The 17138-nt window shown below is 68.9% G+C and carries 15 protein-coding genes; 7 read left to right on the top strand and 8 right to left on the bottom strand.

Going from position 1 to position 17138, the window contains the following annotated elements; all coding sequences use genetic code 11:
• Window positions 1–110 precede the first annotated feature (110 nt).
• Both AC2YHT_RS23405 and AC2YHT_RS23400 read right to left on the bottom strand, forming a co-directional pair.
• Window positions 111–263: a hypothetical protein gene (locus AC2YHT_RS23405; RefSeq protein WP_487292253.1), complete on the bottom strand. Its 153-nt coding sequence runs from the start codon at window positions 261–263 to the stop codon at window positions 111–113.
• A 132-nt stretch (window positions 264–395) separates the two neighbouring features.
• On the bottom strand, window positions 396–1112 hold the full coding sequence (locus AC2YHT_RS23400; RefSeq protein WP_487292241.1) for a 16S rRNA (uracil(1498)-N(3))-methyltransferase: 717 nt from the start codon (window positions 1110–1112) through the stop codon (window positions 396–398).
• 46 nt (window positions 1113–1158) lie between these two features.
• Here AC2YHT_RS23400 and ppk2 point away from each other — a divergent pair, with 46 nt between their 5' ends.
• The 3 genes from ppk2 (at window position 1159) to AC2YHT_RS23385 (ending at window position 3060) form a co-directional block, all read left to right on the top strand.
• A complete protein-coding gene (ppk2, locus tag AC2YHT_RS23395) occupies window positions 1159–1935 on the top strand; it encodes a polyphosphate kinase 2 (RefSeq protein WP_487292240.1) in 777 nt (258 codons plus the stop codon).
• Between the two features lie 233 nt (window positions 1936–2168).
• A complete protein-coding gene (locus AC2YHT_RS23390) occupies window positions 2169–2918 on the top strand; it encodes a hypothetical protein (RefSeq protein ID WP_487292239.1) in 750 nt (249 codons plus the stop codon).
• Window positions 2911–3060, top strand: coding sequence for a hypothetical protein (locus tag AC2YHT_RS23385; protein ID WP_487292238.1), 150 nt, complete (start codon window positions 2911–2913; stop codon window positions 3058–3060). The genes AC2YHT_RS23390 and AC2YHT_RS23385 overlap by 8 nt, the downstream gene beginning before the upstream one ends.
• A 46-nt stretch (window positions 3061–3106) precedes the next feature.
• Here AC2YHT_RS23385 and AC2YHT_RS23380 read toward each other — a convergent pair whose 3' ends face one another.
• On the bottom strand, window positions 3107–3271 hold the full coding sequence (locus AC2YHT_RS23380) for a hypothetical protein (protein WP_487292237.1): 165 nt from the start codon (window positions 3269–3271) through the stop codon (window positions 3107–3109).
• 493 nt (window positions 3272–3764) lie between these two features.
• Window positions 3765–5204 (bottom strand): S10 family peptidase, encoded by a 1440-nt coding sequence (locus tag AC2YHT_RS23375; protein WP_487292236.1) that lies wholly within the window; start codon window positions 5202–5204, stop codon window positions 3765–3767.
• A gap of 411 nt (window positions 5205–5615) precedes the next feature.
• Between AC2YHT_RS23375 and lpdA the strand changes: the two genes are divergently transcribed.
• Complete coding sequence (gene lpdA / locus AC2YHT_RS23370) at window positions 5616–7019, top strand: dihydrolipoyl dehydrogenase (RefSeq protein ID WP_487292235.1); 1404 nt, start codon at window positions 5616–5618, stop codon at window positions 7017–7019.
• Between the two features lie 94 nt (window positions 7020–7113).
• Here lpdA and AC2YHT_RS23365 read toward each other — a convergent pair whose 3' ends face one another.
• Window positions 7114–7926: a hypothetical protein gene (locus AC2YHT_RS23365; protein ID WP_487292234.1), complete on the bottom strand. Its 813-nt coding sequence runs from the start codon at window positions 7924–7926 to the stop codon at window positions 7114–7116.
• Window positions 7927–8167: 241 nt separating this feature from the next.
• Here AC2YHT_RS23365 and AC2YHT_RS23360 point away from each other — a divergent pair, with 241 nt between their 5' ends.
• Entirely contained in the window at window positions 8168–8470 is a 303-nt protein-coding gene (locus tag AC2YHT_RS23360) for a hypothetical protein (RefSeq protein WP_487292233.1), read from the top strand.
• Between the two features lie 177 nt (window positions 8471–8647).
• On the opposite strand, the gene AC2YHT_RS23355 is transcribed toward AC2YHT_RS23360, so the two are convergent.
• On the bottom strand, window positions 8648–10657 hold the full coding sequence (locus AC2YHT_RS23355) for a methyl-accepting chemotaxis protein (RefSeq protein ID WP_487292232.1): 2010 nt from the start codon (window positions 10655–10657) through the stop codon (window positions 8648–8650).
• Window positions 10658–10908: 251 nt separating this feature from the next.
• On the opposite strand from AC2YHT_RS23355, the gene AC2YHT_RS23350 reads away from it, so the two are divergent.
• The gene (locus AC2YHT_RS23350; protein WP_487292231.1) at window positions 10909–12864 is read left to right on the top strand and encodes a sulfatase-like hydrolase/transferase; all 1956 of its coding nucleotides are present in this window, start codon (window positions 10909–10911) and stop codon (window positions 12862–12864) included.
• 198 nt (window positions 12865–13062) lie between these two features.
• Here AC2YHT_RS23350 and AC2YHT_RS23345 read toward each other — a convergent pair whose 3' ends face one another.
• A complete protein-coding gene (locus tag AC2YHT_RS23345; RefSeq protein ID WP_487292230.1) occupies window positions 13063–13980 on the bottom strand; it encodes a tyrosine recombinase XerC in 918 nt (305 codons plus the stop codon).
• A gap of 140 nt (window positions 13981–14120) precedes the next feature.
• A complete protein-coding gene (locus AC2YHT_RS23340; RefSeq protein WP_110120749.1) occupies window positions 14121–14801 on the bottom strand; it encodes a DUF484 family protein in 681 nt (226 codons plus the stop codon).
• 136 nt (window positions 14802–14937) lie between these two features.
• Between AC2YHT_RS23340 and AC2YHT_RS23335 the strand changes: the two genes are divergently transcribed.
• Window positions 14938–17100 (top strand): primosomal protein N', encoded by a 2163-nt coding sequence (locus AC2YHT_RS23335; protein WP_487292229.1) that lies wholly within the window; start codon window positions 14938–14940, stop codon window positions 17098–17100.
• Window positions 17101–17138 lie beyond the last annotated feature (38 nt).

The following is a 17138-nucleotide window of genomic DNA, read 5'->3' as shown; positions in this document are numbered from 1 at the left end:
GGAGGGGAGGGGCCCGTTCCCCCCGACCGCCACGAAACGCGTGGAGCGCAGTTGGGAGCCGTCTTAGCCGACCTCAAGAGGGTCCGCTACAATTAGCGTTACCGTTCGGTCTACTCCTCCACCGCGTAGCGGGGGAGGTGGCGCGCTGCGGATACGCAGCGTGACGGAGGGGGAGAGTGACAGAGCGCCGAGCCCAGTCTCGCCCCCTCCACCGCTTCGCGGTCCCCCTCCCCCGCAGGCGGGGGAGGAGCGGGTTTGGTGATCCTCTCCCTGTGGGAGAGGTGTCGGCGAAGCCGACGGAGAGGGGAGGGACTGGGAAGCCGGCCGAGATCAGCGGCGGCTGAAAACGGCCCCCCTCCGGCCCTCCGGGCCGCCTCCCCCAGAGGGGGAGGATCTTAGCGCCAATCCCCCGCCGCCGCCTGCCACAGCGTCATGGCGCTGATCGCGGCCGTATCCGCCCGCAGGATGCGCGGGCCCAGCGACACCGGAACGACGAACGGCAGCGAGCGCAGGCGCTCGCGTTCCTCGGGGGCGAAGCCGCCTTCGGGGCCGATCAGGATGGCGGCGGGATCGCCCGTGCCGGCCAGGGCCTCGATGGCCGGTTTCGCATCGCCGCCCTCGTCGCAGAAGACGAGGCGGCGGCTCTCGTCCCAGCCGTCGAGGATCTTGTCGAGCTTCTCGGGATCGAGGATCGCCGGCACGTCGAGGCGGCCGGTCTGCTCGGCGGCCTCCATGGCGATGGCGTCCAGGCGCGCCAGCTTCATGTAGTCGACATTGGTGCGGCGGGTGATGGTCAGCCGCACGCGGCGGGCGCCCAGCTCTGCGGCCTTTTCGACGATGGTCTCGACCCGGCCGCGCTTGACCATGGCGACGATCAGATCAAGGTCGGGCGTGACGACCTGCTCCCGGGTCTGTTCCTCGGCCTTCAGCAGGCAGCCGCGCTTGCCGGCCTCGACCAGGCTGGCGCGCCACTCGCCGTCGGTCCCGTTGAACACCAGGATCTCGTCGCCGACCGACAGGCGCATGACCGAGACGAGATAGCGCGACTGCTCATGGGTCGGAGCGATTCCGGCGTCCTTGGACAGCGGCTGGGGCACGAAGAGGCGGATCATGCGCTCCTTCTAGCGCAGGTTCTCATTCAGGGGGTAGGCTCAGCCTATGACCAAGTCCCGCGACTACGACGAAGAGCTGCGCGACCTGCAGATCGCGCTGATCGCCCTCCAGAAGCACGCCATCGATAAGGGCTGGAAGCTGCTGGCGATCTTCGAGGGGCGCGACGCCGCCGGCAAGGACGGCACGATCGCCCGCATCACCGAGCACCTGCATCGCAGGCAGACCACCGTGGTGGCCCTGCCCGCGCCGACCGAGCGCCAGCGCAGCGAGTGGTACTTCCAGCGCTATGTGGAATGGCTGCCGGCCTGCGGCGAGGCGGTGATCTTCAACCGCTCCTGGTACAACCGCGCCGGGGTCGAGAAGGTGATGAGCTTCTCGACGCCCGAGCAGCAGGCCCAGTTCCTGCGCGACGTGCCGGCCTTCGAGACCATGCTGGTCGAGAGCGGCATGCGGTTCTCGAAGTTCTGGTTGGATATCGATAAGGACACGCAAGCCGAACGGCTGAAGGCTCGCCGCGACGATCCGCTGAAGGCCTTCAAGACCAGCTCGCTGGACGCCGTCGCCCAGGACAAGTGGGACGACTACACCGCCGCCCGCGACGACATGCTGGTGCGCACCCACACCGAGACCGCCCCCTGGGTGTGCGTGAAGGCCGACCACAAGAAGGCCGCCCGGCTGAACGTCATCCGCTGGCTGCTGCACACCGCAGCGCCCGCCGGGGCGGCTGGCAAGAAGATCCTCAAGGGCGTGCCCGAGCCTGATCCGGAAGTGATTTTCCGCTTCGAACCGGCGGCCCTGAGCGACGGGCGGCTGGCGCGGTAGGGCGGCTTTTCCTCCGACTGCGGATGGTGACGCGCCGCCGAATTCGCACTTGCAAAATCCGATCGGCTTATCTTAGGGTTGAGCAAAAGTGCGCGGGGGCGGGCTGAAGTGACGAAAAACAGGGCGGCCGCCGAGGCGAAGGCGAACAATCGCTGGGCGGATCACAGCCCTCGGAAGAGGCGTAACCGCCCGATAACGTTGGCGCTTCCTGTTTCAGTACGCGTGCGTTAACCATGGCATGGCCCTGGCCGCGTGAGCCTTCTACCTGCGCCTTCGTCGTGGAGGCGGACTTCCCGACCATCGCCGCGATCGGCATCGCGGCCACCGAGGAGGAGCTGCGTCAGCTCACGGCCATGATCTGCTCAGGGGTTCCCGACAAGATCGAGTTCGTCGCCAAGTGGCGCGGCGAGGCGGCTGGCGCGGTCAGCCTGTCGGTTGACGTCCCCGGCGAGGTTCAGTTCTACCAGACGTTCGAGCGCACGCCCGAAGGCCTGTGCGCCCATCAGGGCGTGTTCTGGATCCAAGAGAAATATCGCGAGGGCGGCCACGCCTGGCGGCTGATGCGCGCCCTGGCCCACGTCTACGAAGACCTGAACGTCGTCGGCGTCACGACGACGGCCGGCATGGAGAACGGCGGCTACACCTGGGCGGCGGCGGGCGCGCGAGCGGTCGATGCGGGCCTGCATCGCCGCGAACTGGTCAAGCGCCTGGACGTCTGCATCACGAAGGGCGAGATCGACGCCGACTATCGAGACGCCGTCGTGGAGGCCATCAAGTCCGCGAAGGACGATGATCTGATGCTGACCGTGGCCGCCTTGGGAGACCAGCAAGGCGCGTGGATCGGCAAAGCCATGCTCGTTTCCTATACCTGGGACGCCTACTGGAAACCCAGTGATCCCAGGCTTCGCCAATATCTGATACGGGTCCTGTTGGATGACGATGAGCAACACACCGAGGGCCGCGGCCCGCCCCGTCATGCCTGAAGGCATGGTCGACGCCTTCAGCGCCGACGCCGACCTGTTCAAGCTGACGCCGATCGTCCTGAAGCCGAAAAAGGCCAAGGCGGGCAAGGCCGTGGAGGTCGCTCCGGTCGAAGCCGCCGAACCCGTGCTGGCCTTCAAATAGGCTGGCAAGTAGGCGCGGGGCGAGCGGACGAGGGCCGCGCGCGGCCCTATTTCTGGTGCGCGGTCTTCTTCGGCGCGGGTGCGGCGCCTGCGCGGCCCTTGGGCTGCAGCACGATGGGCGTGATGCGCAGGTCGTCGGCGGCGTCGGCGAAGGCGTCGATGAAGCCGGCCGGGATGGCCGTCTTGCGAGAATTCTGCGGCGTCGTCGCCATGGGCAATCTCCGTTCAAGGCGCGACGGGGTCGCGTCGCGAGCCTGTTGAGAACGGCGGCCTGTAAATCCGTCAGGACAGTCCGTCGTCGCCATCGGGATCGGAAGATCTCGACGGGGTTAAGCTAAGCTCCGCTTGATAAATATACGCCTAAAGCGGAGGTTTGTTTCTTAACTCGAAGTTAAGGTAACTATTTACGTCGATGTTCGTTCCGCCTGCTTGATCTGGATCAAGCAAGTCCTGTCGGAGTGGCGTCGACAGCGTTGTCTATGTTGATGGGTAGGCTTTTTCGGGGTCTCTTCTCGTCAGCGGGGCGACAATGTTTCGACGCCGCGCCAGCCTCTCGCCTTTGGGGAGGGGCCAGCGACCCCACAGTTGGGTATCCGCGTCCGATCGTCGCAAGGGGACGGTCGAGGTATTTCTCGGCGGCGGAAAAACGAAGACGGCCGCCCCTTTCGGAGCGGCCGCCAGATCGTCTTGCGGAGAAGAAACGCCTCAGTTGGCGCCGTACAGCTTCCTGACGTCGGCGCGGAAGGCAGCCCCGCTGTCGGGACGGCTGTAGAACATGTGGCCGCCGGGATAGTTGGACAGGGTCACGCGACCGTTGGCGGCGGCCGGCATGGCGTCGACCACCAGGCGCGAGGCGAAGAACGGGCACGACAGGTCGTTGTAGCCGTGGACGATCAGCACCTTCAGCTTCGGATCCACCGAGACCGACTTGCGCAGGTCGGTGACGGACTCGGTGTCGGGGCCGCGGCCGCGGTCCCAGGCCTGGTTGACGTCGCCCGACAGCGCCTCGTAGCGGCTCTCGACCTTCCAGCCGACGGTGCGGGTGGTGAAGTCGACGATGGCGCTGGTGGTCGGGGCGATGATCGAGTCGAGGATCGGGTCGTTGGTCTCCTGCTCGGGGGCGAACGGGAAGGGATCCAGCGAGGTGACGTTGCTGTCATAGCGGCTGCCCAGGCGCCCGGTCTGGCGGAACACCTCGCGCAGGAACGACTGGGTCTCCAGGCGCCCGCCGGCGCGGCGGACATAGGTGGGATCAAGGCCGGTCATGGCCGAGACCTTGGTGGTCAGGCGGTCCAGGGCGGCCGGGTCCGAGCCCTTCATCAGGTCGACCATGTATTCGCCGCGGGTGTAGTCCTCGACGTCCTTGATGGCGGCCGGGGTCAGCTTGCCGTCGCGCTCCAGCTTGGCGGCGGCGATCGAGGGCAGGGTCCACATGGCCGGCAGGGGCGAGATCTCCTGGGCGGTGCGGCCGGCGCTCGACAGCAGCGGCGACACGAGCACCAGGCCGTTGATCCCGACGCCGTAGTCGGTCTGCAGGGTGTAGGTCAGGCGCGGGCCGCGGAAGCCGCCGTAACTTTCGCCGACGATGTACTTTGGCGAGGGCAGGCGCTCGTTCTTGACCAGCCAGTCGAAGACCACGCGCGACAGGTAGTCGATGTCCTGCTTGACGCCGTAGAAGCGCTTCTTGGTCTCTTCCGGCGTGGTCAGGCTGCGCGAGAAGCCGGTGCCGACGGCGTCGATGAACACCAGATCGGTGAAGTCCAGCCAGCTGGCCGGGTTGTCCTGCAGGCGGGTGGGGGCCGACGGGCTGTCGCCCTCGGCGCCGAACTGCACGCGCTTGGGGCCCAGGGCGAAGTTCAGATAGACCGAGGCCGCGCCGGGGCCGCCGTTGAAGGCGAAGGTCACCGGGCGATTGGGGTCGCGCGGGCCGTCCAGGGTGTAGGCGGTGAACACCACCTCGGCGATTTTCTTGCCCTTCTCGTCACGCACCGGCAGCGAGCCGACGGTGGCGGTGTAGGCGATGGTCTTGCCCGCCAGGACGGTGGTCTGCTTGACCGACTTGTCGGCCGGAAAGGCGGGCAGTTCGACGGCCGGTGGCTTGTCGGCCGGCTTGGCCTCGTCGGCCATGACCGATCCACCGGCCATCATTCCGATCGCGAGGGCCGCGCCGGCGGTCCGCGACTTCCAAGTGCTGAGCAATGTCGCCTCTGTGTTCCGGAGCCTGGAGCGGGCCGGGTTTCTTCAGGCGCGCTCGGGTGAGGACGAAATGGCTAGAGCAAGGCCAAGCTGTCGGCAAGGACGCCGCTTAAAAGTGGGCTCGCGGCAAGATCGTGCCCGGCGAAGACCCTGCCTGGGTTCGCCTCAAACGCGAGCATGGCTTGGGCGGGCGAGCCGGATTTCCCTTATCCGATCACGACTAAGCACGAAAAACGGGTTCCGTTTTGTCCCCCGCCGCACTAGGAGTAGCCCCGCCTCGGCAAGGCCTGCCAACGCGTCTTGCCGACCCTATATTTTGTCCGGCGCCGGTCCGGCGCGTTGCTCCAAGGCGAAGATCCCATGGCCCAATACGACGTCGTCATCATCGGGGGCGGTCCCGGCGGCTACAACGCGGCGACCCGCGCTGGTCAGCTGGGCCTGAAGACCGCGATCGTCGAAGGTCGCGGCAAGCTGGGCGGCACGTGCCTGAACGTCGGCTGCATGCCCTCCAAGGCTCTGCTGCACGCCTCGGAATACTATGAAGCCGCCGCCGGCGGCGAGTTCGCCAAGCTCGGCATCGAAGTGAAGCCGAAGCTGAACCTCGACCAGATGATGGCCCAGAAGGCCGAGAGCGTCGAAGCCCTTACCAAGGGCGTCGAGTTCATCATGAAGAAGAACAAGGTCGAGTACGTGAAGGGCTGGGGCCGCATCGACGGACCCGGCAAGGTCGTCGTGAAGACCGAAGACGGTTCAGAACGCGTCCTCGAGACCAAGAACATCGTCATCGCCACCGGCTCTGAGCCCACCCCGCTGCCGGGCGTGACCATCGACAACGCCGGCCGCATCGTCGACTCGACGGGCGCCCTGTCGCTGCCGGCCGTGCCGAAGAGCCTGATCGTGGTCGGCGCCGGCGTCATCGGCCTGGAACTGGGTTCGGTGTGGCGTCGCCTCGGCGCCGAAGTCACCGTCGTCGAGTACCTGGACCGCATCGTCCCGGGCACCGACACCGAAGTGGCGACCGCCTTCCAGAAGATCCTCACCAAGCAGGGCTTCAAGTTCAAGCTAGGCGCCAAGGTCACGGGCGCGGCCGACAAGGGCAAGCAGGCTGAACTGACCCTCGAGCCGGTCGCCGGCGGCCCCGCCGAGACCCTGCAGGCCGACTACGTGCTGGTGGCCATCGGCCGTCGCCCGTTCACGCAAGGGTTGGGCCTGGAAACCGTGGGCATCACCCCGGACAAGCGCGGGATCATCGCCAACGACCACTACAAGACCGGCGTCGACGGCATCTGGGTGATCGGCGACGTCACCTCGGGTCCGATGCTGGCCCACAAGGCCGAGGACGAGGCCGTGGCCTGCATCGAGCTGATCGCGGGCAAGGCCGGCCACGTGAACTACGACATCATCCCGGGCGTCATCTACACCAAGCCGGAAGTCGCCACCGTCGGTAAGACGGAAGACGAGCTGAAGGCCGCGGGCGTCGCCTACAAGGTCGGCAAGTTCCCGTTCCTGGCCAACAGCCGCGCCAAGATCAACCACGAGACCGACGGCTTCGTGAAGGTGCTGGCCGACGCCAAGACCGACCGCATCCTGGGCGCCCACGCCGTGGGTCCCAACGTCGGCGACATGATCGCCGAGATCTGCGTGGCCATGGAGTTCGGCGGTTCGTCGGAAGACGTCGCCCGCACCTGCCACCCGCACCCGACCCGCTCGGAAGCCCTGCGCCAGGCGGCCATGGGCGTCGAAGGCTGGACGATGCAGGCCTAAGAACTGGGCAGGCCTAAAGAAAAGGGCGGGCCCGGCAGGCCCGCTCCGTTCGAAGATCGGAAAGCCCCGCCGGTGACGGCGGGGCTTTTCTTTTTCAGCCGACGGCCTCGGCGGTGACCGAAAGCGGCAGCGGCGGGGCCTCGAGCGTGCGGGTGTGTTGCATGGCGATGCGGGCGTTGCCCTTGGCCAGCGGCGGGAGATGGCCGCCGCTGAAGCTCTCGATGAATTGGCTGACGCCGTTCCAGTTCAGGCCCGTGGGCAAATGCTTGTTGCTGAAGTAGACGGCGACCTCGACGTTGATCAGGAACGGAGCCGCCGAATGGGGGCGGCGCACCAGCACCTGGCCCAGCAGGGGTGTCGCGCCCTCCGCCTCCAGCGACTTCGCCGCGATGATGTATTGCCAGGAGCCGGCGACGCTGCCGCTCACGCCCGAAAGGTTGAGGACCTCCAGGCTCGCGATCGAGCTGGTGGTCGTGTTGGAAATCGTCTGGCTGCTGCCGATCGAGACGCTGGGCCCCGACGGCGAGAAGCCGATGCTTCCGTTGAAGCTGTAGCTGAGCGAGTCGCTGTAGGTCGTCGTCGTCACCGTCGTGTCAGGCGAACTGAGGATGAGTTCCACGGGCGGCGGCGGCTCGTTGGGCGTGTTGAAGTCGATCGTGAGACCGTAGCCGACGGGCGGGCGGTTGCCCTTGTTGACGGTCAGCGAGCTCTGGCCGACCAGCTCGATCAAAAAGTAGTCGTAGATGTCGGTCTGACCCGTCGGCTGGACCGACACCGCCTTGCCGGTGACGGAGATCGTGGACTGCCAGACCCCGATCGCGGTGTTGCCGTTCCAGGTGTCGTTCAGGACGTAGGGGACGGTGGCGATATCGGCGAAAAGGTTGTCGGTTGTCGTTCCGGTAGACATTTGCGGTTCCCCCAGTGGATGGCGCGGTGCGCTCGGCGTGTGGCGGCCGGGCAGTCAATCTTAAATTGCGCGACCGTTTTGGCCGCGCAACAGGATCGGCCGGGTCCGGCTCAGATTGAGACGCCTGGTCGAATCCGGGCCGAACGCGTCGCGGCGCGCCGCTGCCTGAGCCAATAAGTTGAAGACGCATCCGGGCAATCAGGCGTAGAGTTGGCGGGTTTCGTCAGGTCGGAGCCCCACCATGCTGGTGTCCGCCGTGCTGCTCGCCGCCGTCGTCCAGGCCGTTCCGGCGGTTCCGACCGCCCCCGCCCCCGCCCCCGCCCCCGACGCCGCGCCGCCGGCCCGCATCGAGGACGGCCGGGTGATCCGTCCGCTGAAGAAGGGCTGCGCGCTGGGCGAGGTCACGCCCGCCGAGACCCCCAAGGATGAAGATTCCGCCCACCCCCTGGCCAAGGAACCCCGCTCGGGCCTGCGCTACGCGGTGATGCGCAGCGTCGACGGCTGCCTGGTGGACGCGCCGATGGTGGTGAACCGGCGGAAGTAGTTCTCCCACCAGAAAAGCTCGTCATCCCGGCTCTACGCTGCGCTTCGGCCGGGATGACGAGCGTTTGTGCACGAGCGACTGGCCAAACAAAAACCCCGCCGGACGGACCGGCGGGGCTGGTAGTCATGAGGAGGATACGCCCCCGATACGCGGGGCGGTACGCGCACTAAATCGGGATCAGAACTCTTCCCAGTCGTCGCTGCTGGCGGCCGGGGCCGACGAGGCGAAGGCGGCGAGCTTGGCCTGGGCCGAGCGGACCGGGTTGACGCCCGGGCGGCTGTCGGCGCCGGCCAGCGACACGGGGGCCTTGGGGGCGGGGCGGGCGGCCGGGGCGGGACGCGAGATCGGAGGCGGCGCGCGGCGGGCCGAACCGCCGCTGGCCGAGACGCGGGTGGCCTCGGCGCCGGCGACGCGGAAGCGCGAGATCATCTGCATCAGGCCGTTGGCCTCACCTTTGAGCGAGTGGCTGGCCGCGGTCGACTGCTCGACCATGGCGGCGTTCTGCTGGACGGTCTGGTCCATCTGGTTGACGGCGGCGTTGACCTGGTTGAGGCCGGTGGCCTGCTCCTGGCCCGAGGCCGCGATCTCGCCGACCAGGGCGTCGATCTCGCCGACCTTGGAGACGATGGCCTGCAGGGCCTCGCCGGTCTGGCCGACCATCGACACGCCTTGATTGACCTGCTGCGACGAGGTCGAGATCAGGGTCTTGATCTCCTTGGCGGCTTCGGCCGAGCGCTGGGCGAGAGCCCGCACTTCCTGGGCCACGACCGCGAAGCCCTTGCCGGCGTCGCCGGCGCGAGCGGCTTCGACGCCGGCGTTCAGGGCCAGAAGGTTGGTCTGGAAGGCGATCTCGTCGATGACGCCGATGATCTGGCTGATCTCGCTCGACGACTTCTCGATCTGCTGCATGGCGTCGACGGCGCCCTTGACCACGACGCTGGAGCGTTCGGCGTCGGCGCGGGTCGAGCCGACCACGCGGGCGGCTTCCTGGGCGCCGGCCGACGAGCGGCGGACGGTGGCGGTGATCTCGTCGAGGGCGGCGGCGGTTTCTTCCAGGCTGGCGGCCTGCTGCTCGCTGCGGCGCGACAGGTCGTCGGCGGCCGAGGCGATCTCGTCGCTGCCGGCGCCGATGCCGTTGGCGGCATGGACGATGGTGCGCATGGCGTCTTCCATCTGGGCGATGGCGCCGTTGAAGTCCGATTGCAGGCGCTTGTAGTCGGCCGGGAATTCGGCGTCGACGCGGTAGGTCAGGTCGCCCTCGGCCAGGCGGTTCAGGCCGGTGGCGATGGCTTCCATGACGAAGGCCTGCTCCTTGGCGGCGGCTTCGCGGACCTGCTCGTTCCTGCGACGCTCGGACTCGGTCTCGGCGGCGGCGCGCTGCTGGGCGGCCTCGGCGGTGCGCAGGGCCAGGGCGTTGTCCTTGAACACCTGGACCGAGCGGGCCATGGCGCCGACTTCGTCGCGGCGCTCGGCGCCGACCACGTTCACGTCGATGCTGCCCTGGGCCAGGACTTCCATGGTCTTGGACAGGTTGATCAGCGGGCGGGCGATTTTGCTTCGGCCGATCCAGACGGCGAACACCAGGGCGGCGGCGGCCGAGATCAGGCCGAACAGCATTGTGATAACGACGCCGGTCGAGCCGTCCTTGCGGGCCTTCTCGACGGTGGCCTGGGTGTCGGCCGAATGCTTGTCGGTCCAGGCCGAGACGTCCTTGGTCAGGGCGGTGATGTCCGGATCGATCACGGCCATGACCATGATCGCGGCTTCGTTGGCGTCCTGCAGGCCCAGGTCCGCGCCCTGGCGGCCGCTGTCGTAGACCTTCTTGAAGCGGGCGCGGAAGCCGGCGACTTCCTTGGCGGTCTCGGGGTCGGCCTTGGCGACCTTGTCGAGGCGCTCGTTGCCGCTCTTGAAGTTGTCGTCGATCTCCTTGGAGGCGGCGGCGGCCGCTTCCGACGAGCCGCTGTTGGCGACCGTGCGGTAGGCGGCGTAGCCGATGCCGGAGACGCGACGGTTGAAGCGGGCCATTTCGAGTTCGGCCGGGGCGCGCTGTTCGACGATCCGCACGACGGCGGTTTCCAGCTTCTTCTGCTGCCACACGCCCACGCCCACGCAGGCGACGGCGACGAGCGCCAGCACGATGGCCGGCAGCATCACCTTGGTGGCGATCTTCAGATCGTCGAGTTTCATCAGGCGGTCCCGCTTTCAGCGTTCCCCCGAACGCCGCAGCGCGGCCGGAGGTGTTTCATCTTTGGACTTCACCAAGCGGGGTCCGCGGTAAAAGCGTGGTTAAGCCGGGGATTTTCCCTATCTCCCGCGACCGCTTGTCGCAGATCGTCGGTCGGGCGGCCGACCAAGTGTGAAGGCGAGCACAGTTTCGTTGCAATTTTAGCGTCAGCTTCCGATCCAGGGCGAACGCGCCCGGACCTGGGGAGGCGACCATGGCCAAGCGGCCCAACATCCTGCTGATCACCTGCGACCAGTACCGCTTTCCACGCTTCTCCTACGGACCGCTGCACGGGCTGGACGAGGACCTGAAGGCGGTGCTGGGCTTCCAGCCCCTGGAGCCGCGCAACAGCTACGCCGACCACTTTCCGGGCCTGCTGGCGCTGCGCGACAACGCCGTGCTGCTGGCCAACCACACGGTGGCGGCCAGCGCCTGCACGCCCAGCCGGACGGTGATCTATACCGGCCAGTACGGCACGCGGACGGGCGTCACCCAGACCGACGGCCTGTTCAAGAGCGGCGATTCGCCCAACTTCCCGTGGCTGGCGGCCGACGGGATCCCCACCCTGGGCGCCTGGATGCGCCAGGCCGGCTACACCACCCACTATTTCGGCAAGTGGCACGTCAGCGATCCGCCGGACCACTCGCTGGAGGCCTTCGGCTTCGACGACTGGGAAAAGAGCTGGCCCGAGCCGCACGGGGCGGCGATCAACAATCTGGGCCTCTATCGCGACGCCGGCTTCACCGACTCCGCCTGCGCCTTCATCCGCCGCCAGGCCCAGGCGGTGAACTACGACCGGGCGGTGGCCACGGCCCAGTCGATCGACCCCTACGCTTCCGGTCCTGACCCGGCCGACCTGAAGCCGTGGTTCGCCGTGGCCTCCTTCACCAACCCACACGACATCGCCACCTATCCGGCGGTGATCGGCCAGGCCCTGCCCACGCCCGACGGCAGCGGCGTGCAGGGGATCTTCAACCCGCTGACCGTGCCCCTGCAGGGCCAGAGGACGCCGGCCCCGACCGCCGGCACGGCGACCATCCCGCTCAATCCCGGCGGCTTCCCGCAGGAGTGCGGGCACGTGCCGCCGACCTGGAACGAGGACCTGTCGAGCAAGCCCTCGTGCCAGGCCGACTACGCCTGGAAGATGGGCCTGGCGCTGAACGCCAAGACCGGCTTCAACGTCGCCCGCGCCTTGCCGATCCAGAGTGAGCAGCAGGCCCTGGAGGCGGCGGCCGACATCGCCCTGCAAGGCCCGATCCCGTTCCAGCTGACCGACGATCCGCGCGGCGGGGTGAAGGCCTTCGTCCAGCTCTACGGCTGGCTGCACAGCGTGGTCGACGTCCACATCGCCGCGGTGCTGAAGGCGCTGGAGGAGAGCGGCCAGGCCGACAACACCATCGTCGTCTTCCTGTCGGACCACGGCGAATACGCCGGGGCCCACGGCATGATGATCGAGAAGTGGCACACGGCCTATCAGGAGGCCCTGCACGTGCCGGTGGTCGTGCGCTTCCCGCCGGCCCTGGCCAGCATCGAGACCCCGGACGGCGTCCCGCTGGCCAAGGACGCCCTGACCAGCCACGTCGATATCCTGCCGACCATACTGGGCCTGGCCGGGGTGCATGAGGCCGAGCGCGACGCCATCGCCGGGGTGCTGGCCAAGACCCAGCCCGTTCCGCCGCTGCCGGGCGTCAACCTGGCGCCGCTGATCCGGGGTGAGACCGACAGGGTGATCGAGCCGGACGGCTGCGAGCGCCAGGGGGTGCTGTTCATCACCGACGACGAGATCACCGCCCCCTCGCCGCCGCTGAACAATCCGCACAACACCAAGTGCGAAAAGGAGTTCGCGGTGTTCGACGTGGCGGTGGAGAAGCTGCGGACGGGCAATCCCAAGCGCCCGCCGGTGGACATCGCCCCCGGCTCGGTGCGCCAGCCCAACCACGTGCGCTCGGTGCGCACCCAGCGCTTCAAGCTCAGCCGCTATTTCGACCCGTCGGGCCGCGCGGGGCAGGAGTGGGAGATGTACGACCTGCTCGACGATCCCAACGAGGCGGTGAACCTCGTCTATGTCGAAGCCGACCCGCCCCGCGCCCGCCTGGACCCGGCCCTGCAGCCCGAGGTGGACCGGCTGGCGGCGCTGCTGGCGGCGCTGGAGGAAAGGGATCTTTCCTGACGCCCCTTCTCCCGCCTCAGCAAAACCCCAACCCTCGTCATCCCGGAAAGCCCGAAGGGCTTATCCGGGACCCAGGGGACTGGGCGCTGTGGTCGGGTTAGCCGCCCCAGCGTTGGCCGACGCATCGCGGCGGCTCCTGGGTCCCGGCTCTACGCTACGCTTCGGCCGGGATGACGAATTGTGGGTGCGTGGTGGCTCTCAAGCCCTCGGATGCGCCTTGCCGTAGGCCGCCAGCAAACCCTCGGCGTCGACCTGGGTGTAGCGCTGGGTCGTCGACAGCGAGGCGTGGCCCAGCAGGTCCTGGATGGAGCGCAGGTCGGCGCCGGCGCCCAGCAGGTGGGTGGCGAAGCTGTGGCGCAGGGCGTGGGGCGTCGCGCGGTCGGAGAGGCCGAGGCGCCCGCGCAGCAGCTGCATGGCCGCCTGCACGTGGCGCGGCGACAGCGGCCCGCCACGCTTGGCCCTGAACAGCGGCTCGTCCGGTCCGAGCACGAAGGGCAGGGCGGCGACATAGGCGTCGACCGCCGTGCGCACGGCCTCGAGCACCGGCACGATCCGGGTCTTGCCGCCCTTGCCGGTGATGCGCAGGGTTTCGGCCAGGGGCGCGTCGGTGCGGGTCAGGGACAGGCCCTCGGAGATCCGCAGGCCGCAGCCCCAGAGCAGGGTGAGCACCGCCTCGTCGCGGGCGGCTTCCCATTCGTCGCGGTCAGGGTCGAGGGCGATCTCGGTCAGCAGGCCTCGGGCCTGGTCTTCGGAGACCGGACGCGGGGCGCCGACCTTGATGCGCGGGCCGCGCACCAGGCCGATGGCGGCGTTGGGCGTGGAGAGGCGCGCGTCTAGGAAGCGGTGGAAGGCGCGGATCGAGGACAGCGACTGGCTGACCGAGCGCGGCGACAGCGGATGATCGCCCGAGCGCCGGAAGGCCAGATAGGCCCGCAGGTCGGCGGCCGAGACGGCGCCGAGGTCCTTGAGCGACAGGCCGCCGCCGTTGTGGCGCTCGATGAAGTTCAGATAGGCCAGCACGTTGTCGCCATAGGCCCGCACCGTGCGCGGCGAGGCGCGGCGCTCGTCGGCGAGATGGGTGAGCCAGGCGGCCAGGGCTTCGCGGGCGGAGCTCATTGGATCCTCCCCCTCTGGGGGAGGTGTCGGCGAAGCCGACGGAGGGGGGGAGTAGGGGCAGGGTCTCTCAGCGTCTCGGAAGCTGAGAACGCCCCCCCTCCGGCCCTCTGGGCCTCCTCCCCCAGGGGGGGAGGATCTCATTACGGCACCGGCCAACGCTCGGCCGTGCGCTCGACGACGCGGGCGAGGAAGGCCACGAGGTCGGAGCCCATGTCGGGGGTGAAGGCTTCGGGGTCGGTCGAGCCGAAGGCCAGGACGGCCTGGCGCGAGGGCTCCCACAGGGCCATGCGGACGATGGCCATGCTGCGGATGGTCTCGAACTTTTCGCCGAACAGGCCCAGGGCCGGCGCGAAGAAGCCCATGCGGGCGACGCCGTGGTCGCCCATGATCATGTCGACCTGGCCGTCGACCAGGGCGTGCCAGCCGGCGGGCACCCGGGCCGGGCCTTCCAGGGCCAGGGTGCCGGCGGCAAGGCTGAAGCGCAGGGCGGCCATCTCGTCGACCCGGCGAGCGAGGTCGGAATGGTTGCGGGCGTCGAGCAGGTCGATGACGGCGGCGTGCACCTGGGCCTGGGCCGACATGTTGGCCTCCGCGGTGGCCTCGACGAACTTTCGCGCATGGGCCTCGCGCTCGCGGGCGGCGGCGGCCTTGGCGATGGCGACGTGACCGAACTCGACGACATTGCCGCCATCGAGCTTGAGCCCCAGGTCGCTGAGCAGGTCGGCGTCGTCGCGCAGCATCTCCGGCTGGTCGCGCAGGAAGTCGCGGACCAGGTCCGGATCGATCTGCGGCTGGGCCAGCGCCTGACTGAACTCGCTCATGAACACCTATCCCTGCGTTCGCCCGCACGCGTCAGGCGAACCCGATGAAGCCCTGTTTCGGTTAACGACGGCTTGATGAGCTGAGCCGAACCCCCATCTCGACGCGGCGCCGTTTCTGGAGCAGAAGGCGGGTCCCATGCCGCGCATCGCCTCCGTCCTGCTGCCCATGCCGCTGCCCGAGGCCTTCGACTACGCCGAGCCGGAAGGCCTGGCGCTGGCCGTCGGCGACCACGTGGCCGTGCCCCTGGGTCCGCGCACCGTGCGCGGGGTGGTGACGGCGCTGCGTGAAGGCGCGGGCGGCAACCGGCCGCTGAAACCCCTGCTGCACCGGGTGGACGATCCGCCCCTGCCGGCCAATGTCATCACCTTCGTGGAATGGGCCGCGCGCTATTCGGTGGACGTGCCCGGCTGGCCGCTGGCCATGGCCCTGCGCGGCCTGCGCCATCCGGCCGCCAAGCCGGAAAAGGCCGTGGCCCTGACCGGCGTCCAGCCCGGCCGCATGACGCCCGCGCGCCTGAAGGTGCTGGCCGCGGCCGAGCATGGCCCGATGAGCGCCGCCGAACTGGCCCGCCAGGCGGGGGTCTCGGCCGGGGTGGTCAAGGGCCTGGTCGACGAGGGCGCGCTGGAGGCGGTGCTGGTCGCCGCCGACGACTCGGTGCCCCAGCCCGACCTCTCCCTGCCGCCCCAGACCCTGAACCCGAGTCAAAAGGCCGCGGCCGACGTCATGGCCGACATGCTGGCGGCCGGCGGCTTCCAGGCGGCGCTGCTGGACGGCGTCACCGGCTCGGGCAAGACCGAGGTCTATCTGGAGGTCGCCGCCGCCGCCCTGGCCGCCGATCCGGCTGCCCAGGTGCTGGTGCTGCTGCCCGAGATCGCCCTGACCCAGGCCGTCATGGCCCGCTTCGAGCAGCGGTTCGGCGCCGCGCCGATCGAGTGGCACTCGGGCGTCTCGCCGCCGCGTCGCCGCCGGGCCTGGGAGGCCGTGGCCGACGGCCGCGCCCGCATCGTGGTCGGCGCCCGCTCGGCGCTGTTCCTGCCGTTTACGAACCTCAAGCTGATCGTCGTCGACGAGGAGCACGACGGCTCGTTCAAGCAGGAGGAGGGCTTCATCTATCAGGCGCGCGACCTGGCCGTGGCCCGCGCCAAGATCGAGAAGGCCCTGGTGGTGCTGGCCAGCGCGACGCCGTCGCTGGAGAGCCTGTGGAACGCCCAGAGCGGCCGCTATCGCTGGCTGCGCCTGGGCGCGCGGCACGGGACGGCGCAGCTGCCCGACGTGCACCTGATCGACATGCGGGCCAATCCGCCCGAGCCCGGCCGCTGGCTGTCGCCGACCCTGGTCAAGGCCGTGTCGTTGACCTTGCAGAAGGGCGAGCAGAGCCTGCTCTTCCTCAATCGCCGGGGCTATGCGCCGCTCGTTTTGTGCCGGGCCTGCGGCGAGAAGCTGAAGTCGCCCGACAGCGACAGCTGGCTGGTCGAGCACCGCTATACCGGCCGCCTGGTCTGCCACCTGACCGGCTTCTCGATGAAGAAGCCCGAGGCCTGCCCGCACTGCGGGGCCAAGGACAGCCTGGTGTCGATCGGTCCGGGCGTGGAGCGGGTGGAAGAAGAGGCGCGCTATCTGTTCCCCGACGCCCGCATCGCCGTGTTCTCGTCGGACACGGTGTTCGACCCGGCCGGGGCGCGGGCGCTGGTGGACTCGATGGTCGCCGGCGAGATCGACATCCTCGTCGCCACCCAGGCCGCCGCCAAGGGCCACAACTTTCCCAACCTCACCCTGGTGGGGGTGATCGACGCCGACCTCTCCCTACGCGGCGGCGACCTGCGGGCCGGCGAGCGGACGTTCCAGCTTCTCGCGCAAGCGACGGGCCGGGCCGGCCGTCACGAGAAGCCGGGCCGCGCCTATCTCCAGACCTACGCGCCGGAGCACGCGGTGCTGCAAGCCCTGAAAGCCCAGGACCGCGACGCCTTCGTCGAGGCCGAGATGGCCATGCGCGAGGAGGCCGGCCTGCCGCCGTTCGGACGCCTGGCCGCGGTGATCGCCTCCGGTCCCGACGCCGAGGCGCTGGAGGCCTACGTCCAGGCCCTGGCCGCGGCGACGCCCAACGCCGAGGGGGTGGAGGTCTACGGCCCCGCCGACGCGCCGCTGGGTCTGGTGCGCGGTCGGCGGCGCAAGCGGTTCCTGGTGCGGGCGGGGCGCAATGTCGACCTGCCGGCCTTCATGGCGGCGTGGCGGGCGCGGGCCAGGATCCCGAACTCGGTGCGGGTGACGATCGACATCGACCCGTACAGCTTTCTGTAGGGATCCGGGAAAACCCCCTCAGTCGCTCCGCGACAGCT

The organism is Caulobacter sp. SRI_008 (assembly GCF_057586355.1).
The sequence above is the reverse complement of the archived record's forward strand: the minus strand, read 5'-3'. Positions and strand labels throughout refer to the sequence as shown.

Coding starts and splice junctions, on each gene's coding strand:
- AC2YHT_RS23400 (WP_487292241.1), bottom strand. CDS start 1,112: ATGATCCGCCTCTTCGTGCCCCAGCCGCTGTCCAAGGACGCCGGAATC.
- ppk2 (WP_487292240.1), top strand. CDS start 1,159: ATGACCAAGTCCCGCGACTACGACGAAGAGCTGCGCGACCTGCAGATC.
- AC2YHT_RS23390 (WP_487292239.1), top strand. CDS start 2,169: ATGGCATGGCCCTGGCCGCGTGAGCCTTCTACCTGCGCCTTCGTCGTG.
- AC2YHT_RS23385 (WP_487292238.1), top strand. CDS start 2,911: ATGCCTGAAGGCATGGTCGACGCCTTCAGCGCCGACGCCGACCTGTTC.
- AC2YHT_RS23380 (WP_487292237.1), bottom strand. CDS start 3,271: ATGGCGACGACGCCGCAGAATTCTCGCAAGACGGCCATCCCGGCCGGC.
- AC2YHT_RS23375 (WP_487292236.1), bottom strand. CDS start 5,204: ATGGCCGGTGGATCGGTCATGGCCGACGAGGCCAAGCCGGCCGACAAG.
- lpdA (WP_487292235.1), top strand. CDS start 5,616: ATGGCCCAATACGACGTCGTCATCATCGGGGGCGGTCCCGGCGGCTAC.
- AC2YHT_RS23365 (WP_487292234.1), bottom strand. CDS start 7,926: ATGTCTACCGGAACGACAACCGACAACCTTTTCGCCGATATCGCCACC.
- AC2YHT_RS23360 (WP_487292233.1), top strand. CDS start 8,168: ATGCTGGTGTCCGCCGTGCTGCTCGCCGCCGTCGTCCAGGCCGTTCCG.
- AC2YHT_RS23355 (WP_487292232.1), bottom strand. CDS start 10,657: ATGAAACTCGACGATCTGAAGATCGCCACCAAGGTGATGCTGCCGGCC.
- AC2YHT_RS23350 (WP_487292231.1), top strand. CDS start 10,909: ATGGCCAAGCGGCCCAACATCCTGCTGATCACCTGCGACCAGTACCGC.
- AC2YHT_RS23345 (WP_487292230.1), bottom strand. CDS start 13,980: ATGAGCTCCGCCCGCGAAGCCCTGGCCGCCTGGCTCACCCATCTCGCC.
- AC2YHT_RS23340 (WP_110120749.1), bottom strand. CDS start 14,801: ATGAGCGAGTTCAGTCAGGCGCTGGCCCAGCCGCAGATCGATCCGGAC.
- AC2YHT_RS23335 (WP_487292229.1), top strand. CDS start 14,938: ATGCCGCGCATCGCCTCCGTCCTGCTGCCCATGCCGCTGCCCGAGGCC.